This window comes from Ruegeria sp. A4, assembly GCF_056543025.1.
Genome location: NZ_JBQGAW010000001.1, coordinates 1,433,932 through 1,451,583 on the forward strand (window position 1 = coordinate 1,433,932; position 17,652 = coordinate 1,451,583).

Here is a 17,652-nt window from a genome sequence, read left to right on the forward strand (position 1 = left end):
TTAGCCTTCAAGGGGAGTAAAATGTAGAATGACGCTACGGCGAATTCGCAAGTGCCGGAGCGTCACTCTTATTCTGCGGCGACACCATCGGTGAACTGCAACCGGGCAAGGCGTGCATACAGCCCGTCCTGAGACACCAGATCCTCGTGACTGCCTTGTGCAACGATGCGGCCTTCCTCTAGCACGATGATGCGGTCCGCTTTCTTAACGGTCGCCAATCTGTGCGCGACGATCAGGGTCGTGCGCCCGGCACGCATCTTGTCCACCGCGCCCTGCACTGCGCGTTCGCTTTCCGCATCCAGCGCTGAAGTCGCCTCGTCCAGCAGCAGAACCGGCGCGTCGCGCAGGATTGCGCGGGCAATGGCAATACGCTGCTTCTGCCCGCCAGACAGCATGACACCGCGTTCGCCGACAAAGCTGTCATATCCTTGGGGCAAGGCCGCAATAAAATCATGCGCGGCAGCGGCCCGGGCGGCGGCCTCGACTTCAGCATCCGAGGCATCCAGACGGCCAAAGCGGATGTTTTCCCGCGCGGATGCAGCAAAGATCACAGGATCCTGAGGCACCAGAGCCATGTGGCGGCGGAAATCTGACCGGTTGATGTCGCGCAGATCAAGACCGTCCAGCGTCACGCGGCCCGAGTTCGGATCATAGAACCGCTGGATCAGTTGGATCACGGTTGTTTTTCCTGCCCCGGATGGCCCGACGAATGCGACCGTCTCGCCTGGCTTCACCAGAAGTGACAGATGATCCAATGCAACCGTATCGGGCCGCGCGGGATAGCGGAAGCTGACATCTTCAAACCGGATTTCGCCCTGAATGTTCTTGGGAAGCGCTTTGGGATTGGCAGGGTCGGTCACGGTATCTTCTGCATGCAGCAGCTCGACCAGACGTTCGGTGGCCCCCGCGGCACGCTGAAGTTCGCTCCAGATTTCGGACAGGGCGGCGACCGAGCCCGCCATGATGATCGAATAGATGACGAACTGGATCAGAACGCCTTCGGTCATCACGCCATTTCGTACGTCATTGGCACCCATCCACAGAACGCCCACGATGCCCGAGAAAACCAGGAAGATCACGATCACCGTCAGCACCGCGCGGGTCTGTATGCGGCGCAGCGAGACGCTGTAAGATGTCTCGGTCATCTCACTGAATTGCTGGCGGCTGGCCTGTTCATGAGAAAATGCCTGAACGGTCTGTACCGCACCCAATGCCTCACCCGCGTTGCCGGACGAGGCCGCGATCCAGTCCTGATTCTCGCGGCTGATCACGCGCAGACGGCGACCAAGTACAAGGATCGGCACGATGACCACCGGGATCAGCAACAATACCAGCCCGGTCAGCTTGGCGGATGTCAGTAGCATCAGAACCAGCCCACCGACGAACATCAGTATGTTTCGCAGGGCAATGGACACGGACGAGCCGAGAACAGATTGGATCAGCGTCGTGTCAGTGGTGATCCGGCTCAGCACCTCACCGGTCATGATTCGCTCATAGAATTCCGGGCTCATGCCGATGACCCGATCAAACACCGCCTTGCGGATATCGGCCACTACCCGTTCGCCCAGACGGGTCACAAGCGCATACCGAATACCGGTGCCCACGGCCAGAACGGCAGCGATGACCAGCGCGGCCAGAAAATACCAATCCAGAAGCTCTCCATCCTGAATTCGGAAATTGTCGACCACGCGCCGCACCGCCAATGGCAGCGTCAGGGTCATGCTGGCCGTCAGAATCAACGCCAGCGTCGCGCCGATCATCAGGAATTTGTAGGGTTTCATGAACGGCCAAAGCGAGGCCAGAACCCCAATCTTCTTTGAACGGGCGCGTTCCTCGGAGGCTCCGGGCGCGGCGGTATGCGTTGGCTTGCTGGCGGCTTGTCTTGCCATGTCTGGCCCTTGTATCCTGAACCGTACTGAGTGACCGCTTTCTTGGAGGTAGCGGCAGGTATGGTCAAGCATCACAACCGCAATCGGCAGGTCGAAAGGGCCATTTGACGCAGAATTTCAGGGAAGGCGTGGAGCGGGTAGACGGAATCGAACCGACATAGCCTGCTTGGAAGGCAGGGGCTTTACCATTAAGCTATACCCGCAAATGGTTTGCGCTGGTTAAGTCATGCTTTCGGGATCGTCAAGCCGGAAGTGGCAAATTTAGTGGCGCAATTCTTCCGACACTGCTCGGCCCGTCAGTCCTGATTGCGAAATATCCGGGTCGAGGAAAAGAACCGCTCCAGTTCTTCGATCCGCTCCTTGCTTTCTTCCCAACGTGCCTCCTGCACTTCGGCAATCAGCGTTTCCGAGATCAACTGCAACGCAATGGTCGAATCCCAACTGGATGGCGCCTCGACCAATGCGTGGAAAGAATAATTGGCGGTCTTTCCGATCGGCGAACCCCATTGGTCCGTAAACAGAACAACGGTGACGCCGCGGCCCGAGGCAACCTGTGCCAGCTTCTCCAGATGCGCCTCGTAACGGCGGATGTCGAAGATCACCAGAACGGATGATTCATCCATATCTAGAAGGTATTGCGGCCAGACATTCGCCGAATTGCCCAGCATCGTGACGTTGGGCCGGATGATCTGCATGTGATTGAACAGATAATCCGCATTTGACCGCGTGATGCGGCCACCAACGACGTAAAGATGACGCTCTGTCTCGGCTAAAAGACGCGCGACGGCATCGAACATCTCTTTGTCCAGACGTTCCAGCGTGTGGCGCATGTTGGTCCATACCGCCTGGGCAAAACGCGTTGTCGGGTGTTCCGCCTCGTCATCCACAACCCAGGCGTCCCGTTTCGAGATCGGCTTCTTGATCTGCGCCGCAACCTCTTCGCGCAGCGCATCCTGCAAGTCGGGGAACCCGTCAAATCCAAGCTTGCGCGCCATGCGAATGACGGTCGGGGTCGAAACCTGCGCCGCAGCGGCCAGCTTGGTGATCGATTGCAAACCGGCCATCGGATAATCCTGCAACAGGACCGAGGCCAATTGACGTTCAGACCGTGTCAGATCGTCCAGCTCATCCTGAATCCTCTGTTTGACAAGTTTGGCAACGGTGGCCATCGGCGCCCTCGTTTCTTGAATTTGTTACAGAATATGTTCGTTTGAAATTTTGTCTACAGAAATTTTCTTGACAGGTGAGAAGTTGCTGTAACAAATGCTACCTATGCGTCACGAGACCGAGTCATCATTGCTTTTGCCGACCGAAGCCCCGGCAGCCCGCGTGCTCAATGCGCACGGTCGCGCGCCTGCCGTGCTGATATGCGAACATGCAAGCCGGTTTATTCCGGCCGCGCTGGATGGACTGGGGCTGGATGAGGCGGCGGCCAGCTCTCACGCGGCCTGGGACATCGGCGCGCTGGACCTGTCGGTGGAGCTGATGGGCGCTTTGGATGCGCCGCTGGTCCACTCGCGCGTCAGTCGCCTTGTTTATGACTGCAACCGCCCGCCCGAACGCGAAGATGCCATGCCGCAAGTCAGCGAAGTGTTTTCCATTCCCGGCAACATGAACCTGACAGATGCTCAGCGCGCCCAGCGGGTTCGCGACGTGTATGAACCTTTCAAAACGCTGGTTTCATCCACTTTGGACGAACGGCCTGAACCTCCGGTTGTCATCACGATCCACAGCTTCACGCCCGTCTACAAGGGAACCCCCCGAACGGTAGAGCTGGGGATTCTTCATGACGAAGACGACCGCGCCGCGCAGCTGATGCTGAGCCACGCGGAAAGCTCGGGATTGCGCGTGGCTTTGAACGAACCTTACTCGGCGACGGATGGCGTCACGCACACGTTGCGCGAACACGCGGTCCGGCGCGGGCTTCCAAATGTCATGATCGAAGTCCGAAACGATCTGATCGACACAGCAGAAGGCGTAAACCGCATTGCGGGATTGCTTACGCCAATTCTGCAATCGGTCATCCAAGACTTATCGCACGCAGAGGCGAAACCATGAGAGCAGAGGTATCGGGATGAATTTCATGCGGGGATATGTGGCGGTCATTGACCGCACGAACCGCTGGATCGGACGCTTCGTCATGTACGGCATCTTCGTCATGATGGGCATCCTCCTGTGGTCCTCGATTTCAAAAACCTTTTTCCTGCCATCGCTGTGGACCCTGGAAATGGCCCAGTTCGCAATGGTCGCATATTACATTCTGGGCGGACCCTATTCGATCCAGATGGGGTCCAACGTCCGCATGGACCTTCTGTACGGCGAATGGTCCGACCGTCGTCGCGCGTGGACGGATGCGATCACCGTCCTTTTCCTGATCATCTACCTGGGCGTGATGATCTACGGCGGATACGACTCGCTGAGCTATTCGCTGCAATATGGCGAACGCAGCCCGACCGCGTGGCGACCATATCTGTGGCCAATCAAGGTCATCATGGTCGTGGGGCTGTTTCTGATGTTGCTTCAGGCGATCTCGGAACTGTTCAAAGATATACTGCGCCTCAGGGGCGATGACATCCCGCGCGAGGTGATCTGATGTCTTACGAATTGATCGCCATCCTGATGTTTTCGACCATGATGCTGATGCTGCTGACCGGGCAGCGCGTTTTTGGCGCGATTGGTTTTGTCGCCGTGATGGCCGCCCTGTTTCTGTGGGGGGATCGCGGCGGCTATGACATTGGCTTTTCGGCCGCCATGAAGCTGATGAAATGGTATCCGCTGCTGACCCTGCCGATGTTCATCTTCATGGGCTACGTTCTGGCCGAGTCAAAAATTGCAGACGATCTGTACAAGATGTTCCACGTCTGGATGGGGGGCCTGAACGGCGGGCTCGCAATAGGCACGATCGGTCTTATGGTGCTGATCTCGGCCATGAACGGGCTGAGTGTCGCAGGCATGGCCATCGGCGCGACCATTGCGCTGCCGGAACTGCTGAAACGCGGCTATGACAAGAAAATGGTGACCGGGGTAATACAAGCCGGATCGTCATTGGGTATCCTTGTACCACCCTCCGTCGTGCTGGTTCTTTACGCGATGATCGCCCGCCAGCCTGTCGGGCAGCTCTGGCTTGCAGGGCTGCTTCCCGGGCTGATGATGGCCGCAATGTTCATCCTTTACATCGTGATCCGCTGCCGCATAAACCCGGCCTTGGGGCCCGCCTTGTCCGCCGAGGAGCGCGACGTGCCCATGGCAGAGAAACTGCGCCTGTTGCGCGCGGGCCTGCTGCCCCTGGGTATTTTTGCCGCGATGATGGTGCCCTTCGTCAACGGCTGGACCTCGCTGGTCGAAAGCTCGGCCATCGGAGCGTTGACGGCGTTCGCCGCGGCCATCCTCAAGGGCCGTATGACACGTAAGGTTTTCGATACGTCTGTACGGTCAACGCTGGGCATTACCTGTATGTTCATGTGGATCATCCTGGCTGCGCTTGCCTTTGGCGCTGTTTTCGACGGTTTGGGCGCCGTTCGGGCAATCGAGAACCTGTTTACCGAGCGGCTGGGCCTCAACCCGTGGGTGATCCTGATCTTGATGCAGCTCAGCTTTATTCTGATGGGCACGTTTCTGGACGATACGGCCATGCTGGTGATCGTCGCGCCTTTGTACGTGCCGCTCGTGGGTGCAATGGGGTTCGACCTGATCTGGTACGGGGTTCTGTACACGATCACCACCCAGATCGCCTATATGACGCCGCCTTTCGGCTACAACCTGTTCCTGATGCGCGCGATGGCGCCACCAGAGATATCGCTGCGCGACATTTACGGTTCGATCCTGCCCTTCGTGATGGTGATGACACTGGCGCTGGCGATCATCATGACATTCCCGCAGATCGCGCTGTGGCTTCCTGAATACATCTACAACAAATGATCCCGGATCAAACCGGGGCTTCGCGGGCAATCCCCGCACAATCGAAACTGACCAACGGAGAGAGAGAATGACGAACAGACGTACATTTCTGAAAGGTGCTGCGGCCGCTCCCGCCGCTGCTCTGGCGACGCCTGCACTGGCGCAATCGACCATCAGATGGCGGATGCAGACCTATGCCGGCCCGGCGCTGGCCGAACACGTGATCGACCCGGCCATCAAGATGTTCAACACGATCGCCGGTGACCGGATGCAGATCGAGCTGTTCTATGCCGACCAGCTGGTTCCGACGGGCGAGCTGTTCCGCGCCATGCAGCGCGGCACGATTGATGCCGTGCAGTCGGATGATGACTCGATGGCATCGCCCACCGAGGTCACCGTGTTCGGCGGCTATTTCCCCTTTGCCTCGCGCTACTCGCTGGACGTGCCGGTTCTGTTCAACCAGTACGGGCTGAACGAGATCTGGGACGAGGAATACTCGAAAGTCGGCGTCAAGCACATTTCGGCCGGTGCCTGGGACCCGTGCCACTTTGCAACGAAAGACCCGATCAACAGCCTGGCAGACCTTCAGGGCAAACGTGTGTTTACCTTCCCGACCGCGGGCCGCTTCCTGTCTCAGTTCGGCGTTGTGCCGGTCACCCTGCCCTGGGAAGACATCGAAGTTGCGGTTCAAACCGGCGAGCTGGACGGCATCGCGTGGTCCGGTATCACCGAAGACTACACAGTCGGCTGGGCGGATGTGACCAACTACTTCCTGACCAACAACATCTCGGGTGCCTGGGCCGGTTCGTTCTTTGCCAACATGGACCGCTGGAACGAGCTGCCCGAAGATTTGCAGACCCTGTTCCGCGTCTGCACCGATCAGTCCCACTATTATCGTCAATGGTGGTACTGGGGCGGTGAAGCCAGCCTGCGCGTCAACGGAGACAAGATGCAGCTGACGTCGATTCCGGACGAAGAATGGGCAACCGTCGAAGCTGCGGCCGTTGCCTTCTGGGACGAGATCGCAGCCGAATCTGAAACCAAGGCGAAGGTTGTTGAAATCTTCAAACAGTACAACGCCGACATGCTCAAGGCTGGACGGCCCTACCGCTACGGCTAAGACTTGGCCAAGCGACCCGCCCCTTGCATGGGGCGGGTCTGACTGAACGAATGGCCGATGAAGGATTTCGGCAAAGACAAAGGTGGCACATGCTCACGTTCGAACATCTTAAAACGCAGGTATCCGAAGGTTCGGTTGATACGGTTCTGGTCTGCATGGTGGACATGCAGGGCCGGTTGATGGGCAAACGCTTTCACGCGGGCCATTTCGTGGCAGGCGCATGGGAAGAGACCCATTGCTGCAACTACCTGCTGGCCACCGATCTGGAGATGGCGACACCCGATGGCTATGCCTCGACCAGTTGGGAACGGGGTTATGGCGATTATGTCATGAAACCTGACCTCAGCACCCTGCGCCCGGTGCCGTGGCTTGAAGGCACGGTGATGGTGATGTGTGACGTGCTGGATCATCACACGCACGAGGAAGTGCTGCACGCGCCGCGCTCAATCCTGAAAAGACAGGTCAGCCGTTTGAAAGCCATGGGCTATGACGCCATGACGGCGACCGAGCTTGAGTTTTTCCTGTTTGAGAAAAGCTTTGACCAGATCCGCAAGGAAGGTTTCCGGGATTTGGAGCCGATCTCGGGCTATAACGAAGACTATCATATCCTTCAGACCACCAAGGAAGAGCATGTGATGCGTCCGATCCGCAACCATCTGTGGGATGCGGGCATTCCGGTTGAGAACTCCAAAGGTGAGGCCGAGACCGGGCAGGAAGAGCTGAACATCAAATACGCACCCGCGATGGAAACAGCCGAGTATCATTCGATCGCCAAGAACGCTGTGAAAGAGATCGCGTGGCAACATGGTCACGCAGCGACGTTCCTGCCGAAATGGCACCACGAGAAAGTTGGTAGCTCGTCCCATGTGCACCTGTCACTATGGGCGGATGGACAGCCTGCCTTCTATGACGCCGGGGACGATCTGGGCATGTCGGCGCTGATGAAAAGCTATATGGCTGGGCTGCTGAAATATGCCCCTGATTACACCTATTTCATGGCACCTTACATCAACAGTTATAAACGCTTCATGAAAGGCACCTTCGCGCCAACGCGGATCATCTGGTCCGTGGACAACCGCACCGCCGGGTTCCGCCTGTGCGGTGACGGTACCAAGGCCGTACGCGTCGAGTGCCGAATTCCGGGCTCAGATATGAACCCCTATCTGGCGATGGCTGGCATGCTGGCGGCAGGGATCGCGGGCATCGAGGAAGGGCTGGATCTGCAACCGCCGACCAAGGGCGACGTTTACCAGGGTGAGACTGCCATGATCCCGGGCAACCTTCGCGCCGCGCGGGATGCGCTGCACGGATCGGTCATGTTGCGCGCGGCCATGGGAGATGACGTCGTCGACCACTATACCCGTTCCGCGGAGGTCGAGATCGAGGAGTTCGAACGCGTGGTCACGGATTGGGAAATCGCCCGCGGATTCGAGCGGGCGTAAGGTCGGGTCGCGCTGGGGGCTCTGCCCCCAGACCCCCGGGATATTTTGGGCCAGATGAAGCAGGGATCCTGTTTCTTTCGGAAATGGAGTGAAAATGGGGCAGATGTTGAAATGTGTCTCGCCGATCGACGGATCGGTTTATGCCGAACGTGAAGTGTTGTCGCGAGAGGCCGCTTTCAGGGCCGCGGCGCGTGCTCGGGCTGCTCAGGCGGAATGGGCAGCTCGTCCGGTGCAGGAGCGGATCGATCTTGTGATGGCGGGTGTGGCCGCCATTGGCGCCATGAACGATGAGATCGTGCCGGAACTGGCCCATATGATGGGTCGCCCGGTGCGTTATGGCGGCGAGTTCGGTGGATTCAACGAACGTGCCAGCCATATGGCGGAGATTGCCGAGACGTCTCTGGCAGATATCGCCGTCGGTGAAGACGAAACGTTCAAGCGCTACATCAAGCGCATTCCTCATGGGGTGGTCTTTGTGGTGGCGCCATGGAACTATCCCTATATGACGGCGATCAACACGGTCGCTCCGGCGCTTATCGCGGGCAATACGGTCGTTCTGAAACACGCGACACAGACGTTGCTGGTGGGCGAGCGCATGGCGAAGGCGTTCCATTCGGCAGGTGTGCCCGAGGACGTATTCCAGAATGTGTTCCTGAGCCATGACGTGACCAACGACCTGATCGCGGGCAATGCATTTGATTTCGTGAACTTCACCGGATCAGTCGGCGGCGGTCAGGCGATGGAACGTGCTGCGGCGGGCACGTTTACCGGCGTCGGCACCGAGCTGGGCGGCAAGGATCCCGGCTATGTCATGGACGACGCCGACCTGGATGCCGCGGTCGACACGCTGATTGACGGTGCGATGTTCAATTCGGGCCAGTGTTGTTGCGGAATCGAGAGGATCTATGTTCACGAGAGCCTTTATGATGATTTTGTCGCCAAGGCGGTGGACATCGTGAAGGGTTACAAGCTGGGCAACCCGCTGGATGCCGAGACAACGATTGGCCCGATGGCCAATGTGCGTTTTGCCGATGAGGTGCGGGCCCAGATCGCCGAGGCGGTTGCAGCCGGCGCGGTTGCGCATATCGACACCTTTGCTGAAGACGACGGTGGCGCGTACCTGACACCGCAAATCCTGACCAATGTCACTCATGACATGCGCGTAATGCGGGACGAAAGCTTTGGGCCCGTGGTGGGCATCATGAAAGTGTCCTCGGACGAGGAGGCCATCGCCTTGATGAATGACAGTGAGTTTGGTCTGACTGCCAGCCTGTGGACCCGCGATGTCGATCGTGCGGCGCGGGTGGGTGACCGGATCGAAACGGGGACCGTGTTCATGAACCGCGCCGATTATCTGGATCCCGGCCTGTGCTGGACGGGCTGCAAGAATACCGGGCGCGGCGGCGGTCTGTCCGTCATCGGATATCACAACCTGACACGTCCCAAATCCTACCACCTCAAAAAGGTAACGGGCTAAGGACGACGGCCTGCTTCGGACCCATCCCCTCGCCGAAGCAGGCCTTATTTTGCAAAGGAAACCTGACATGACACTTGTTGGAAACTGGTCCTATCCGACCGCCATCAAATTCGGAGCCGGGCGCATCAGGGAGTTGCCCGAAGCCTGCGCCGCCGCCGGAATGAAGAAACCATTGCTGGTCACGGACAAGGGGCTGGCCGATCTGCCCATCACCACCGCGACACTGGATATCATGGAAGCCGCCGGACTGGGCCGCGGCCTGTTCAGCGATGTGGACCCCAACCCGAATGAGAAGAACCTTGAAGCCGGAGTTGCGGCCTATAACGCAGGTGGCCATGACGGGGTGATCGCCTTTGGCGGCGGCTCTGGGCTGGATCTGGGCAAGATGGTCGCTTTCATGGCCGGTCAGACGCGCCCCGTTTGGGATTTCGAGGATATCGGCGACTGGTGGACACGAGCCGATGCCGACGCGATCGCGCCAATCATTGCCGTTCCGACCACCGCAGGGACAGGATCGGAAGTGGGCCGCGCGAGCGTCATCACCAATTCCGAGACCCATGCCAAAAAGATCATCTTTCATCCCAAGGTTCTGCCGGCCGTGGTGATTTGCGACCCGGAGCTGACCGTCGGGATGCCCAAGTTCATCACGGCAGGAACAGGCCTGGACGCCTTCGCGCATTGCGTCGAAGCCTTCTCAAGCCCGCATTATCACCCGATGAGCCAGGGCATCGCGCTGGAGGGTATGCGGCTGGTGAAAGAGTATTTGCCACGTGCCTATGCTGACGGCACCGATATCGAGGCCCGCGCCCAGATGATGAGCGCCGCTGCCATGGGCGCAACGGCTTTCCAGAAGGGCCTTGGCGCGATCCACGCGATGAGCCACCCAATTGGCGCGGTATTCAACACCCATCATGGCACCACGAACGCGGTCTGCATGCCCGCGGTGCTGGACTTCAACGCCCCGGCCATTGCAGACCGGTTCCAGCAAGCTGCGGCATATCTGGGCATCGACGGCGGCTTCGATGGTTTCCGCGCCTTCGTGCAGAATTTCAACGACAGCCTTGGCATCCCGCGCAGATTGTCCGACCTGGGTGTGACCGAAGCTTCAATCCCAGAGCTTGTCGAAGGGGCGATCATCGATCCGTCATGCGGCGGCAACCCGATTGAGTTGACGAAAGACAACCTGACGCAGCTGTTCAAAGCAGCGCTGTAAGAAACCAAAGGGCCCGGCGAAACTTGCCGGGCCCTTTGCGTTCGGATTGCCAAGATCAGATCAATGCCCGGTCAAAACCAGAGTGTTCACCGGCATCAGGATCAAACGCAGGCGCAGACCCGCGGCATGCACCACGCCGATCGTGTCGACCACGTGCAGAAAGGCCGCCTCCCAAAAGCCCAGATCCTCGTGCTCCAACCGCTCGTGGTTGTCTGTGTAGACATTGGCCAGACAATTGCTGCCCGGCGGAATGTCATCGGCCATACCTTTGTACAGCGGCTCCATATAGACCAGAATCGAGCCCGGATTGTTGTTGCTCTGCACGTCCCGCAATTCGTCCGATGGGCGGATCTGGCCCGACGGGATGACATCCTGCACCTCGACCACCACGGTGGGGATCACGGTGAATGGCTTTGTCATGCAGCCCAATTCACCAATCATGCCCGGCTTGATCACCTGGGCAGACAGCTGGCTGAAAGCAGCCTGAAAACGATCATGCCCTGTGTGCAATGGCACAAGAATGCCCGCGGGGCGCAACAACGGGCTTACGTAGTCACCGACCTGAAGGCCGAACTGTTCGACCCGCCCTGTGACGCCCGCGGTGATCACCGTTTTGTCCAACTCGGTCTGTGCAGCATCCAGTTGCGCAATGGCACTGGCCAGCTGCGCGGGGATCAGTTCTTCGATCTGCTGCTCAACCGCGGCACGTTTGGATTCCGCTGCAAGAACCTGGGCCTCTCGCTCGGCGACAAGGTTTTCCAGCCTCTCAATCTCGGCCAGCCTTACGGCGCTTGAACCTTCGTCGCGCAAGGTCGTGTTGCGCTCAAGATCCTCCAGAGACTGCGCAAGGGCTGCCTTGGCACCTGCAATTCCAGCTTCCGCCTCGGCCAAGTCGGTTTCCGCAACCTTAAGCGAGGCCTGCACCTGTGCAATCTGCGCATTTGCCGCCTGGACCTGGGCAGTCTGGCTGAAATCCTCGATCCGGAAAATCGGTTGACCCGCGGTTACCAGTTCGTTGTTCTTGACGAAAACCTCGGAAACACGACCGCCCAATTGCGGCAGAATGGTCACCGTCCGGAAATAGGATGCCGCGGTTTTGCTGGCCGGATGAAAGTAAAACAGCGTGGTGATCACGGTCAGCGCCAGAATGGCACAGGTGGTCAAACCCCAGCGCAGTTCGTACCACATGGTGAACAAGGTAATCTCGTGACCGATCCGCTTGCCCTGTACAAAACGGCGGAACAGATAGTCGGGCAGCACCGTTATCAGGGCGCAGAGCATGGTCTCGATCATGTGGATTGCTCCTGCGCATCGCTGGGTCCAGGATCTGGCGCAGCCGGCACCGTTGTTTCAGGCACTGGTTCCGGAACAGGTGACCGACCGAGAGAACGAATGGCATCGGCAATGTTTCGAAGCGGGGTGGCAAAATCCGGGAACTGAAACCCTGCGACCAATATAGCAGCAACCCAGAAAAGCCCATTATGTGTAAACAGCGCCAGCAGTGCCAGAATGCCCACCAACTGAAATTGCGGGTGATTGTTTTCGTGGGCCATTTTTTCGGGAACCGAATGCAGCGTCAGGTATCCGACACCGATCAGCACCACCAGAACGACGAAAAAAACGACCATGGCGGAGAAAAGGTAATCGCTTCCGTCAGCTGCGACAACATACCCTGGAATATGCCCTGCGGCCATTGGATGAAGGTCTGCTGCGGTCACCTTACCCTCCTGTATAATTTGATACTTCTTTGACCGGGTTGAAGCACAATTTCAAGGCTGCTTATAGTCCGGGAACCCAAACGCGTGGCGAATGAGGAGCTCTGGCGCCAGCATGAAACTCAAGAAACCTGTTGCGTCTCTGTACAGGATGGATCGCAAGTCATGATTGATTTTCTGATAATCGGAGGCGGCATCGCCGGGCTGAGCGCCGGTGCGCGCCTGTCGCAGCACGGAACCGTGATGGTTCTGGAAGCGGAAGACGCCCTGGGCTATCACGCGTCGGGCCGGTCAGCGGCCTTGTTCGAAGAAAGCTATGGACCGCCTTCGGTCGTCGCCCTGAACAAAGCGGGGGCTGCCTTTCTTCATACGCAGAATGGCGGTTACCTGACCCCGCGCGGATTGATGCTGGTCGGAGCAATTGACCAGCCCGACATGTTCGAAGCCGATTGTGCCGATCTCAACATGGTGAAAATACCGATGGATCAGGCCATGTCGCGCGTTCCGATCCTGAACCCGGACAAGGTCGGGTTTGCGGCCATCAGCGAAGCGGCGTTTGACATCGATACGGATCGCCTGTTGCAGGATTTCGCCCGGACCATCCGGCAAAACGGGGGAACGGTTTCGACGAAAAGCAGAGTCACCGGCATTCGAAAAGAAAAACACTGGGCGGTTGAGGCCGGTGAGATCTTTGAAGCCCGCACTCTGATCAACGCAGCCGGGGCCTGGGTGGATGAGGTTGCACAGCTTGCAGGGCTGCCCGGTATCGGTATCACACCTCGCCGCCGGTCGATGGCCCGCCTACCCGCACCCGGAGGGCATGACGTATCTGTCTGGCCGATGATGCTGGGCGCCGGCGAAACATGGTACGCCAAACCGGATGCGGGCAAGCTGCTGGTCTCACCATCCGAAGCCGATCCGGTTGCGCCACAGGATGCTTATGCCGATGATATGGTGCTGGCAGAGGGTCTGGCACGGTATGAGGAGTTGATGACCGAACCTGTCACAAGAGTTGAAACGAATTGGGCGGGCTTGCGCAGTTTTGCCCCGGACGGAACCTTGGTGCTTGGGCGCGACCCGCTGGACCCTTCGTTTGTCTGGTGTGGCGGTCAGGGCGGGTATGGTTTTCAAACCTCACCGGCGGCCTCGCAACTGCTGTGCGATCTTGTTGTCGGAAACACACCTGAACTGGAACCTGACATAGTGGATATGCTGACCCCTGACAGGCTGAAGCGATGATCAAACGCAGCCTCCCCTCGTCTGCAAGCGTCGCCAATGAGTCTGAAGATGGCAAGCTGGTGGCCCCGGCAGCATCCCGGAACACCGACGCGCTGTGTGCAGTGTTGCAAGAATGGGGCCCCTCCCAGGGCCAGGCATTGGAAATCGCAAGCGGGACTGGTCAGCATGTCAGGGCCTTCGCCGAAGAGCTGCCCGGGCTGGCCTGGCAGCCTTCGGAAGTTGACCCTGAGCGGCGCGTGAGTATCGATGCCTATACCCGCGACCTGCCCAATGTCGCGCAGGTCGCAGAACTGGATGCAACGCTTTCGGGCTGGCACAGGCGGTTTTGCGACCAGGATCTGATCGTTCTGATAAACTTGATTCACTTGATCAGTTGGCGGGAAGCCAGAACCATCGTTTCAGAAGTCGCCCAATCCCTGTCACCAAAGGGGCGGTTCATCTTGTACGGTCCGTTCAAACGCTCGGGCCAACTCACCAGTGACGGGGATGTCCGCTTTCATAAGGCTTTGATCCAGCAAGACCCGGAAATCGGCTACAAAAACGACGCGGACATTCTGGACCTGTTCAAAAACGTCGGGCTTCACACGCTGGCACCGGTCGAAATGCCTGCCAACAATCTTGCATTCATTGCCGAACGCCCTGACGTCTGATCGAGATCAAAGTCAAACAGTCGCAACCCACTTCATATTCCGGTTGCTAGATATGAAGAAGGGCACTCAGCAATGGCATGGCAAGAAAAACTCTCGGCAACACGAAAGAGTTTGCGAAACCTGAACGGATCCATTCCCGATACGACACGCGCATTCGGAGCGCTTGGCAAAGCCGTCAAAGAGGGCGGGACGCTCGACTACAAGACCAAGGAACTCATTGCGTTGGGAATGTCAGTCACCCTGCGATGCGAACCCTGCATCACCCTGCACACCGAAGCTTTGATCAAGGCCGGTGCGACACGGGAAGAAGTGTCCGACGTGTTGGCCATGGCGATCCAGATGGGCGGCGGCCCAGCCATGATGTACGCGGCCAAGGCGTTGGAATGTTTCGACGAACTGTCTGGATGACAAAAAGAAAAGGCCCCGAAGGTTTCCGGGGCCTTTCTGCGATCAACCGTCCTTGCGGATGGTTTCGTTTTTCGGGTCGTAGGGGCTGTCGCAGGTCACGACCGCATCCCACAGCTTGTCCTGCATCTTGACCTTCAGCTTTGTACCTTCGACTGCCAGCTCGGGCTTCACATAGCCCATGCCGATGGATTTCTCGAACACCACGGAATACCCGCCCGAGGTCAATCGACCCACGCGTTCACCTTCCGGTGTGTACAATGCCTCGCGGCCCCATGGGTCGGCATCCTCCGGCCCGTCGATCAGCAGGGTACAGCATTTCACGCGCACACCGGTCTCTTCCAGCTTGGCCTTGCCGTGGAAGTCTTTCGACAGATCGACAAAGCGCGGCAGATCGGCCTCCAGCGGGCTCGCGTCACGGCCCAGTTCGGTGCCAAAGGCGCGATAGGATTTCTCCTGCCGCAGCCAGTTCTGAGCGCGGGCACCGACCAGCTTCATGCCATGCTTCTCGCCGGCTTTTTCAAGCAGGTCGAACAGGTAGTTCTGCATCTCGATCGGGTGGTGCAGTTCCCAGCCCAGCTCGCCGGTATAGGCCACGCGGATCGCATTGACAGGGCACATGCCCAGTTCGATCTGGCGCGCCGACAGCCACGGGAAGCGCTTGTTCGACAGGGCGGTTTCCGGATCGGCGTCCTTGATGACCTCTTTCAGAACGTCACGCGACTTGGGTCCAGCGATGGCGAAGACGCCCCATTGCGTGGTCACGTCCTGGATTTCGATATATCCGAACTCCTCCATCTTGTCCTCGGCCGCCTTGCGCAGATAGTCGGCGTCGTACTCGGTCCAGGCTCCGGCAGAGACGAGGTAATAGTTGTTCTCGCCATTGCGGACGATGGTGTATTCGGTGCGGGTGGTGCCGTGCGAGGTCAGCGCATAGGTCAGATTGATGCGGCCGACCTTGGGCAGCTTGTTGCAGGTGAACCAATCCAGGAACTGGGTGGCACCGGGGCCTTTGACGACGTGCTTGGCGAAGGCCGACGCGTCGATCAGGCCAACGCCTTCGCGGATCGCCTTGGCTTCTTCGACGGCATATTGCCACCAGCCGCCACGACGGAACGAGCGGCTTTCCTTGTCGAAGTTCTCGGGCGCATCGACGGGGCCGAAATAGTTCGGACGTTCCCAGCCGTTGACCCAGCCGAACTGGGCACCGCGTGCTTTCTGTCGATCATATGCCGGAACGGTCCGCAGCGGGCGGCAGGCTTCACGCTCTTCGTCCGGGTGGTGTAGGATGTAGACGTGCTCATAGCACTCTTCGTTCTTGCGGGCCGCGAACTCGGTGGTCATCCAGTTGCTGGAATACCGTTTGGGGTCCAGCGAGGCCATGTCGATCTCGGCTTCGCCATCGACCATCATCTGCGCCAGATAGTAGCCGGTGCCGCCTGCCGCGGTGATGCCAAAGCTGAAACCTTCGGCCAGCCACATGTTGCGCAGGCCCGGCGCAGGGCCGACCAGCGGGTTGCCGTCAGGCGTATAACAGATCGGGCCGTTGAAGTCGTCTTTCAGACCGGATTCAGCGCAGGACGGCACGCGCTCGGCCATGGCCATGTACTGATCCGCGATCCGATCCAGATCCAGCGGGAACAGATCCGCGCGGAAGCTGTCCGGCACACCGTGTTCAAACCGGGCGGGGGCGCCATGTTCATAGATACCCAGAATCCAGCCGCCGCGTTCTTCACGGGCGTAGGATTCGTTGTCGGCGTCGCGCACGACGGGGTGTTCCGGGTTGCCTGCTTCGCGCCATTTGACCAGTTCAGGGTCCTTGTCCATGACGATAAACGTGTGTTCGACCGGGATCGCAGGCATCTTGATGCCCAGCATCTTGGCGGTGCGCTGTGCGTGGTTGCCCGATGCAGTGACGACATGTTCGGCAGTGATCACGACCTTTTCGTCGCTTTCGACAAGGTTGCCGCCTTTTTCCACCATCTTGGTGCAGGTGACTTCCCAATGGGTGCCGTTCCAGTGGAAGGCATCCGCCTGCATCTTGCGCACGATCTCGACGCCACGCTGACGGGCCCCCTTGGCCATCGCCTGCGTCACATCAGCGGGGTTAATGTAACCGTCTTCGGTGTGGTAGATCGCACCCTTCAGATCCGATGTCTCGATCAGCGGCCAGCGTTCCTTGATCTGCTCGGGGGTCAGCCACTCATAGGCAACATCGCAGGTTTCGGCGGTGGAGGCGTAGAGCATGTACTCGTCCATGCGCTCCTGCGTCTGTGCCATGCGCAGGTTGCCGACGACGGCAAAGCCCGCGTTCAGCCCGGTTTCTTCTTCCAGCGTCTTGTAGAAGTCGACCGAGTACTTGTGGATGTGCGTTGTCGCATAGGACATGTTGAACAATGGCAGCAGACCAGCCGCGTGCCAGGTGGACCCGGACGTCAGCTCGTCCCGTTCGATCAACATCACATCGTCCCAGCCCGCTTTGGCCAGATGATAGGCAATCGAGGTCCCAACGGCGCCGCCGCCAACAACCAGTGCTTTGACTTGGGTTTTCATAACCGGGCGTCTCCCCTTGAAATCAGTTGACACCATATGGCGCACTTGAGAG

Annotated in this window: 15 protein-coding genes and 1 tRNA gene; 10 read left to right on the plus strand and 6 right to left on the minus strand. The window is 58.8% G+C overall.

Annotated features, from left to right (window positions below; translation table 11 throughout):
* Positions 1–68 precede the first annotated feature (68 nt).
* From ACR0E2_RS07150 to ACR0E2_RS07160, 3 genes are all read right to left on the minus strand, one after another.
* Positions 69–1,889 (minus strand): ABC transporter transmembrane domain-containing protein, encoded by a 1,821-nt coding sequence (locus ACR0E2_RS07150; protein ID WP_171329516.1) that lies wholly within the window; start codon positions 1,887–1,889, stop codon positions 69–71.
* A 129-nt stretch (positions 1,890–2,018) separates the two neighbouring features.
* Positions 2,019–2,092, minus strand: a tRNA-Gly gene (locus ACR0E2_RS07155).
* A gap of 93 nt (positions 2,093–2,185) precedes the next feature.
* A complete protein-coding gene (locus tag ACR0E2_RS07160; RefSeq protein WP_171114706.1) occupies positions 2,186–3,058 on the minus strand; it encodes a MurR/RpiR family transcriptional regulator in 873 nt (290 codons plus the stop codon).
* Between the two features lie 103 nt (positions 3,059–3,161).
* Between ACR0E2_RS07160 and ACR0E2_RS07165 the strand changes: the two genes are divergently transcribed.
* From ACR0E2_RS07165 to ACR0E2_RS07195, 7 genes are all read left to right on the plus strand, one after another.
* A complete protein-coding gene (locus tag ACR0E2_RS07165) occupies positions 3,162–3,947 on the plus strand; it encodes an N-formylglutamate amidohydrolase (RefSeq protein ID WP_480445855.1) in 786 nt (261 codons plus the stop codon).
* A 16-nt stretch (positions 3,948–3,963) separates the two neighbouring features.
* Positions 3,964–4,482, plus strand: coding sequence for a TRAP transporter small permease subunit (locus ACR0E2_RS07170; RefSeq protein WP_152458809.1), 519 nt, complete (start codon positions 3,964–3,966; stop codon positions 4,480–4,482).
* Positions 4,482–5,807: a TRAP transporter large permease gene (locus ACR0E2_RS07175; protein WP_480445857.1), complete on the plus strand. Its 1,326-nt coding sequence runs from the start codon at positions 4,482–4,484 to the stop codon at positions 5,805–5,807. Before ACR0E2_RS07170 ends, ACR0E2_RS07175 begins: the two co-directional genes overlap by 1 nt.
* 67 nt (positions 5,808–5,874) lie before the next feature.
* Entirely contained in the window at positions 5,875–6,906 is a 1,032-nt protein-coding gene (locus ACR0E2_RS07180; protein ID WP_170343589.1) for a TRAP transporter substrate-binding protein, read from the plus strand.
* A gap of 89 nt (positions 6,907–6,995) precedes the next feature.
* On the plus strand, positions 6,996–8,348 hold the full coding sequence (locus tag ACR0E2_RS07185) for a glutamine synthetase family protein (protein WP_480445858.1): 1,353 nt from the start codon (positions 6,996–6,998) through the stop codon (positions 8,346–8,348).
* A gap of 94 nt (positions 8,349–8,442) precedes the next feature.
* Positions 8,443–9,825 carry an aldehyde dehydrogenase family protein gene (locus ACR0E2_RS07190; protein WP_480445860.1) on the plus strand — a complete coding sequence of 461 codons (1,383 nt, stop codon included), beginning with the start codon at positions 8,443–8,445 and terminating at the stop codon, positions 9,823–9,825.
* Positions 9,826–9,892: 67 nt separating this feature from the next.
* Positions 9,893–11,038, plus strand: a complete 1,146-nt coding sequence (locus ACR0E2_RS07195; protein ID WP_480445861.1) for an iron-containing alcohol dehydrogenase — start codon at positions 9,893–9,895, stop codon at positions 11,036–11,038.
* Between the two features lie 60 nt (positions 11,039–11,098).
* Here the strand turns inward: ACR0E2_RS07195 and ACR0E2_RS07200 are convergent, their stop codons facing one another.
* Together ACR0E2_RS07200 and ACR0E2_RS07205 are read right to left on the minus strand one after the other, a co-directional pair.
* Positions 11,099–12,331: an HlyD family secretion protein gene (locus tag ACR0E2_RS07200; protein ID WP_480445863.1), complete on the minus strand. Its 1,233-nt coding sequence runs from the start codon at positions 12,329–12,331 to the stop codon at positions 11,099–11,101.
* Positions 12,328–12,756, minus strand: a complete 429-nt coding sequence (locus tag ACR0E2_RS07205) for a hypothetical protein (protein ID WP_480445865.1) — start codon at positions 12,754–12,756, stop codon at positions 12,328–12,330. Before ACR0E2_RS07205 ends, ACR0E2_RS07200 begins: the two co-directional genes overlap by 4 nt.
* A 162-nt stretch (positions 12,757–12,918) precedes the next feature.
* Here ACR0E2_RS07205 and ACR0E2_RS07210 point away from each other — a divergent pair, with 162 nt between their 5' ends.
* The 3 genes from ACR0E2_RS07210 (at position 12,919) to ACR0E2_RS07220 (ending at position 15,050) form a co-directional block, all read left to right on the plus strand.
* Positions 12,919–13,992 carry an NAD(P)/FAD-dependent oxidoreductase gene (locus tag ACR0E2_RS07210; RefSeq protein ID WP_480445866.1) on the plus strand — a complete coding sequence of 358 codons (1,074 nt, stop codon included), beginning with the start codon at positions 12,919–12,921 and terminating at the stop codon, positions 13,990–13,992.
* Positions 13,989–14,642 (plus strand): DUF938 domain-containing protein, encoded by a 654-nt coding sequence (locus ACR0E2_RS07215; protein ID WP_480445867.1) that lies wholly within the window; start codon positions 13,989–13,991, stop codon positions 14,640–14,642. The genes ACR0E2_RS07210 and ACR0E2_RS07215 overlap by 4 nt, the downstream gene beginning before the upstream one ends.
* Positions 14,643–14,714: 72 nt before the next feature.
* Positions 14,715–15,050 (plus strand): carboxymuconolactone decarboxylase family protein, encoded by a 336-nt coding sequence (locus ACR0E2_RS07220; RefSeq protein WP_171329503.1) that lies wholly within the window; start codon positions 14,715–14,717, stop codon positions 15,048–15,050.
* Between the two features lie 42 nt (positions 15,051–15,092).
* On the opposite strand, the gene ACR0E2_RS07225 is transcribed toward ACR0E2_RS07220, so the two are convergent.
* Positions 15,093–17,600 (minus strand): GcvT family protein, encoded by a 2,508-nt coding sequence (locus ACR0E2_RS07225; RefSeq protein ID WP_480445869.1) that lies wholly within the window; start codon positions 17,598–17,600, stop codon positions 15,093–15,095.
* Positions 17,601–17,652 lie beyond the last annotated feature (52 nt).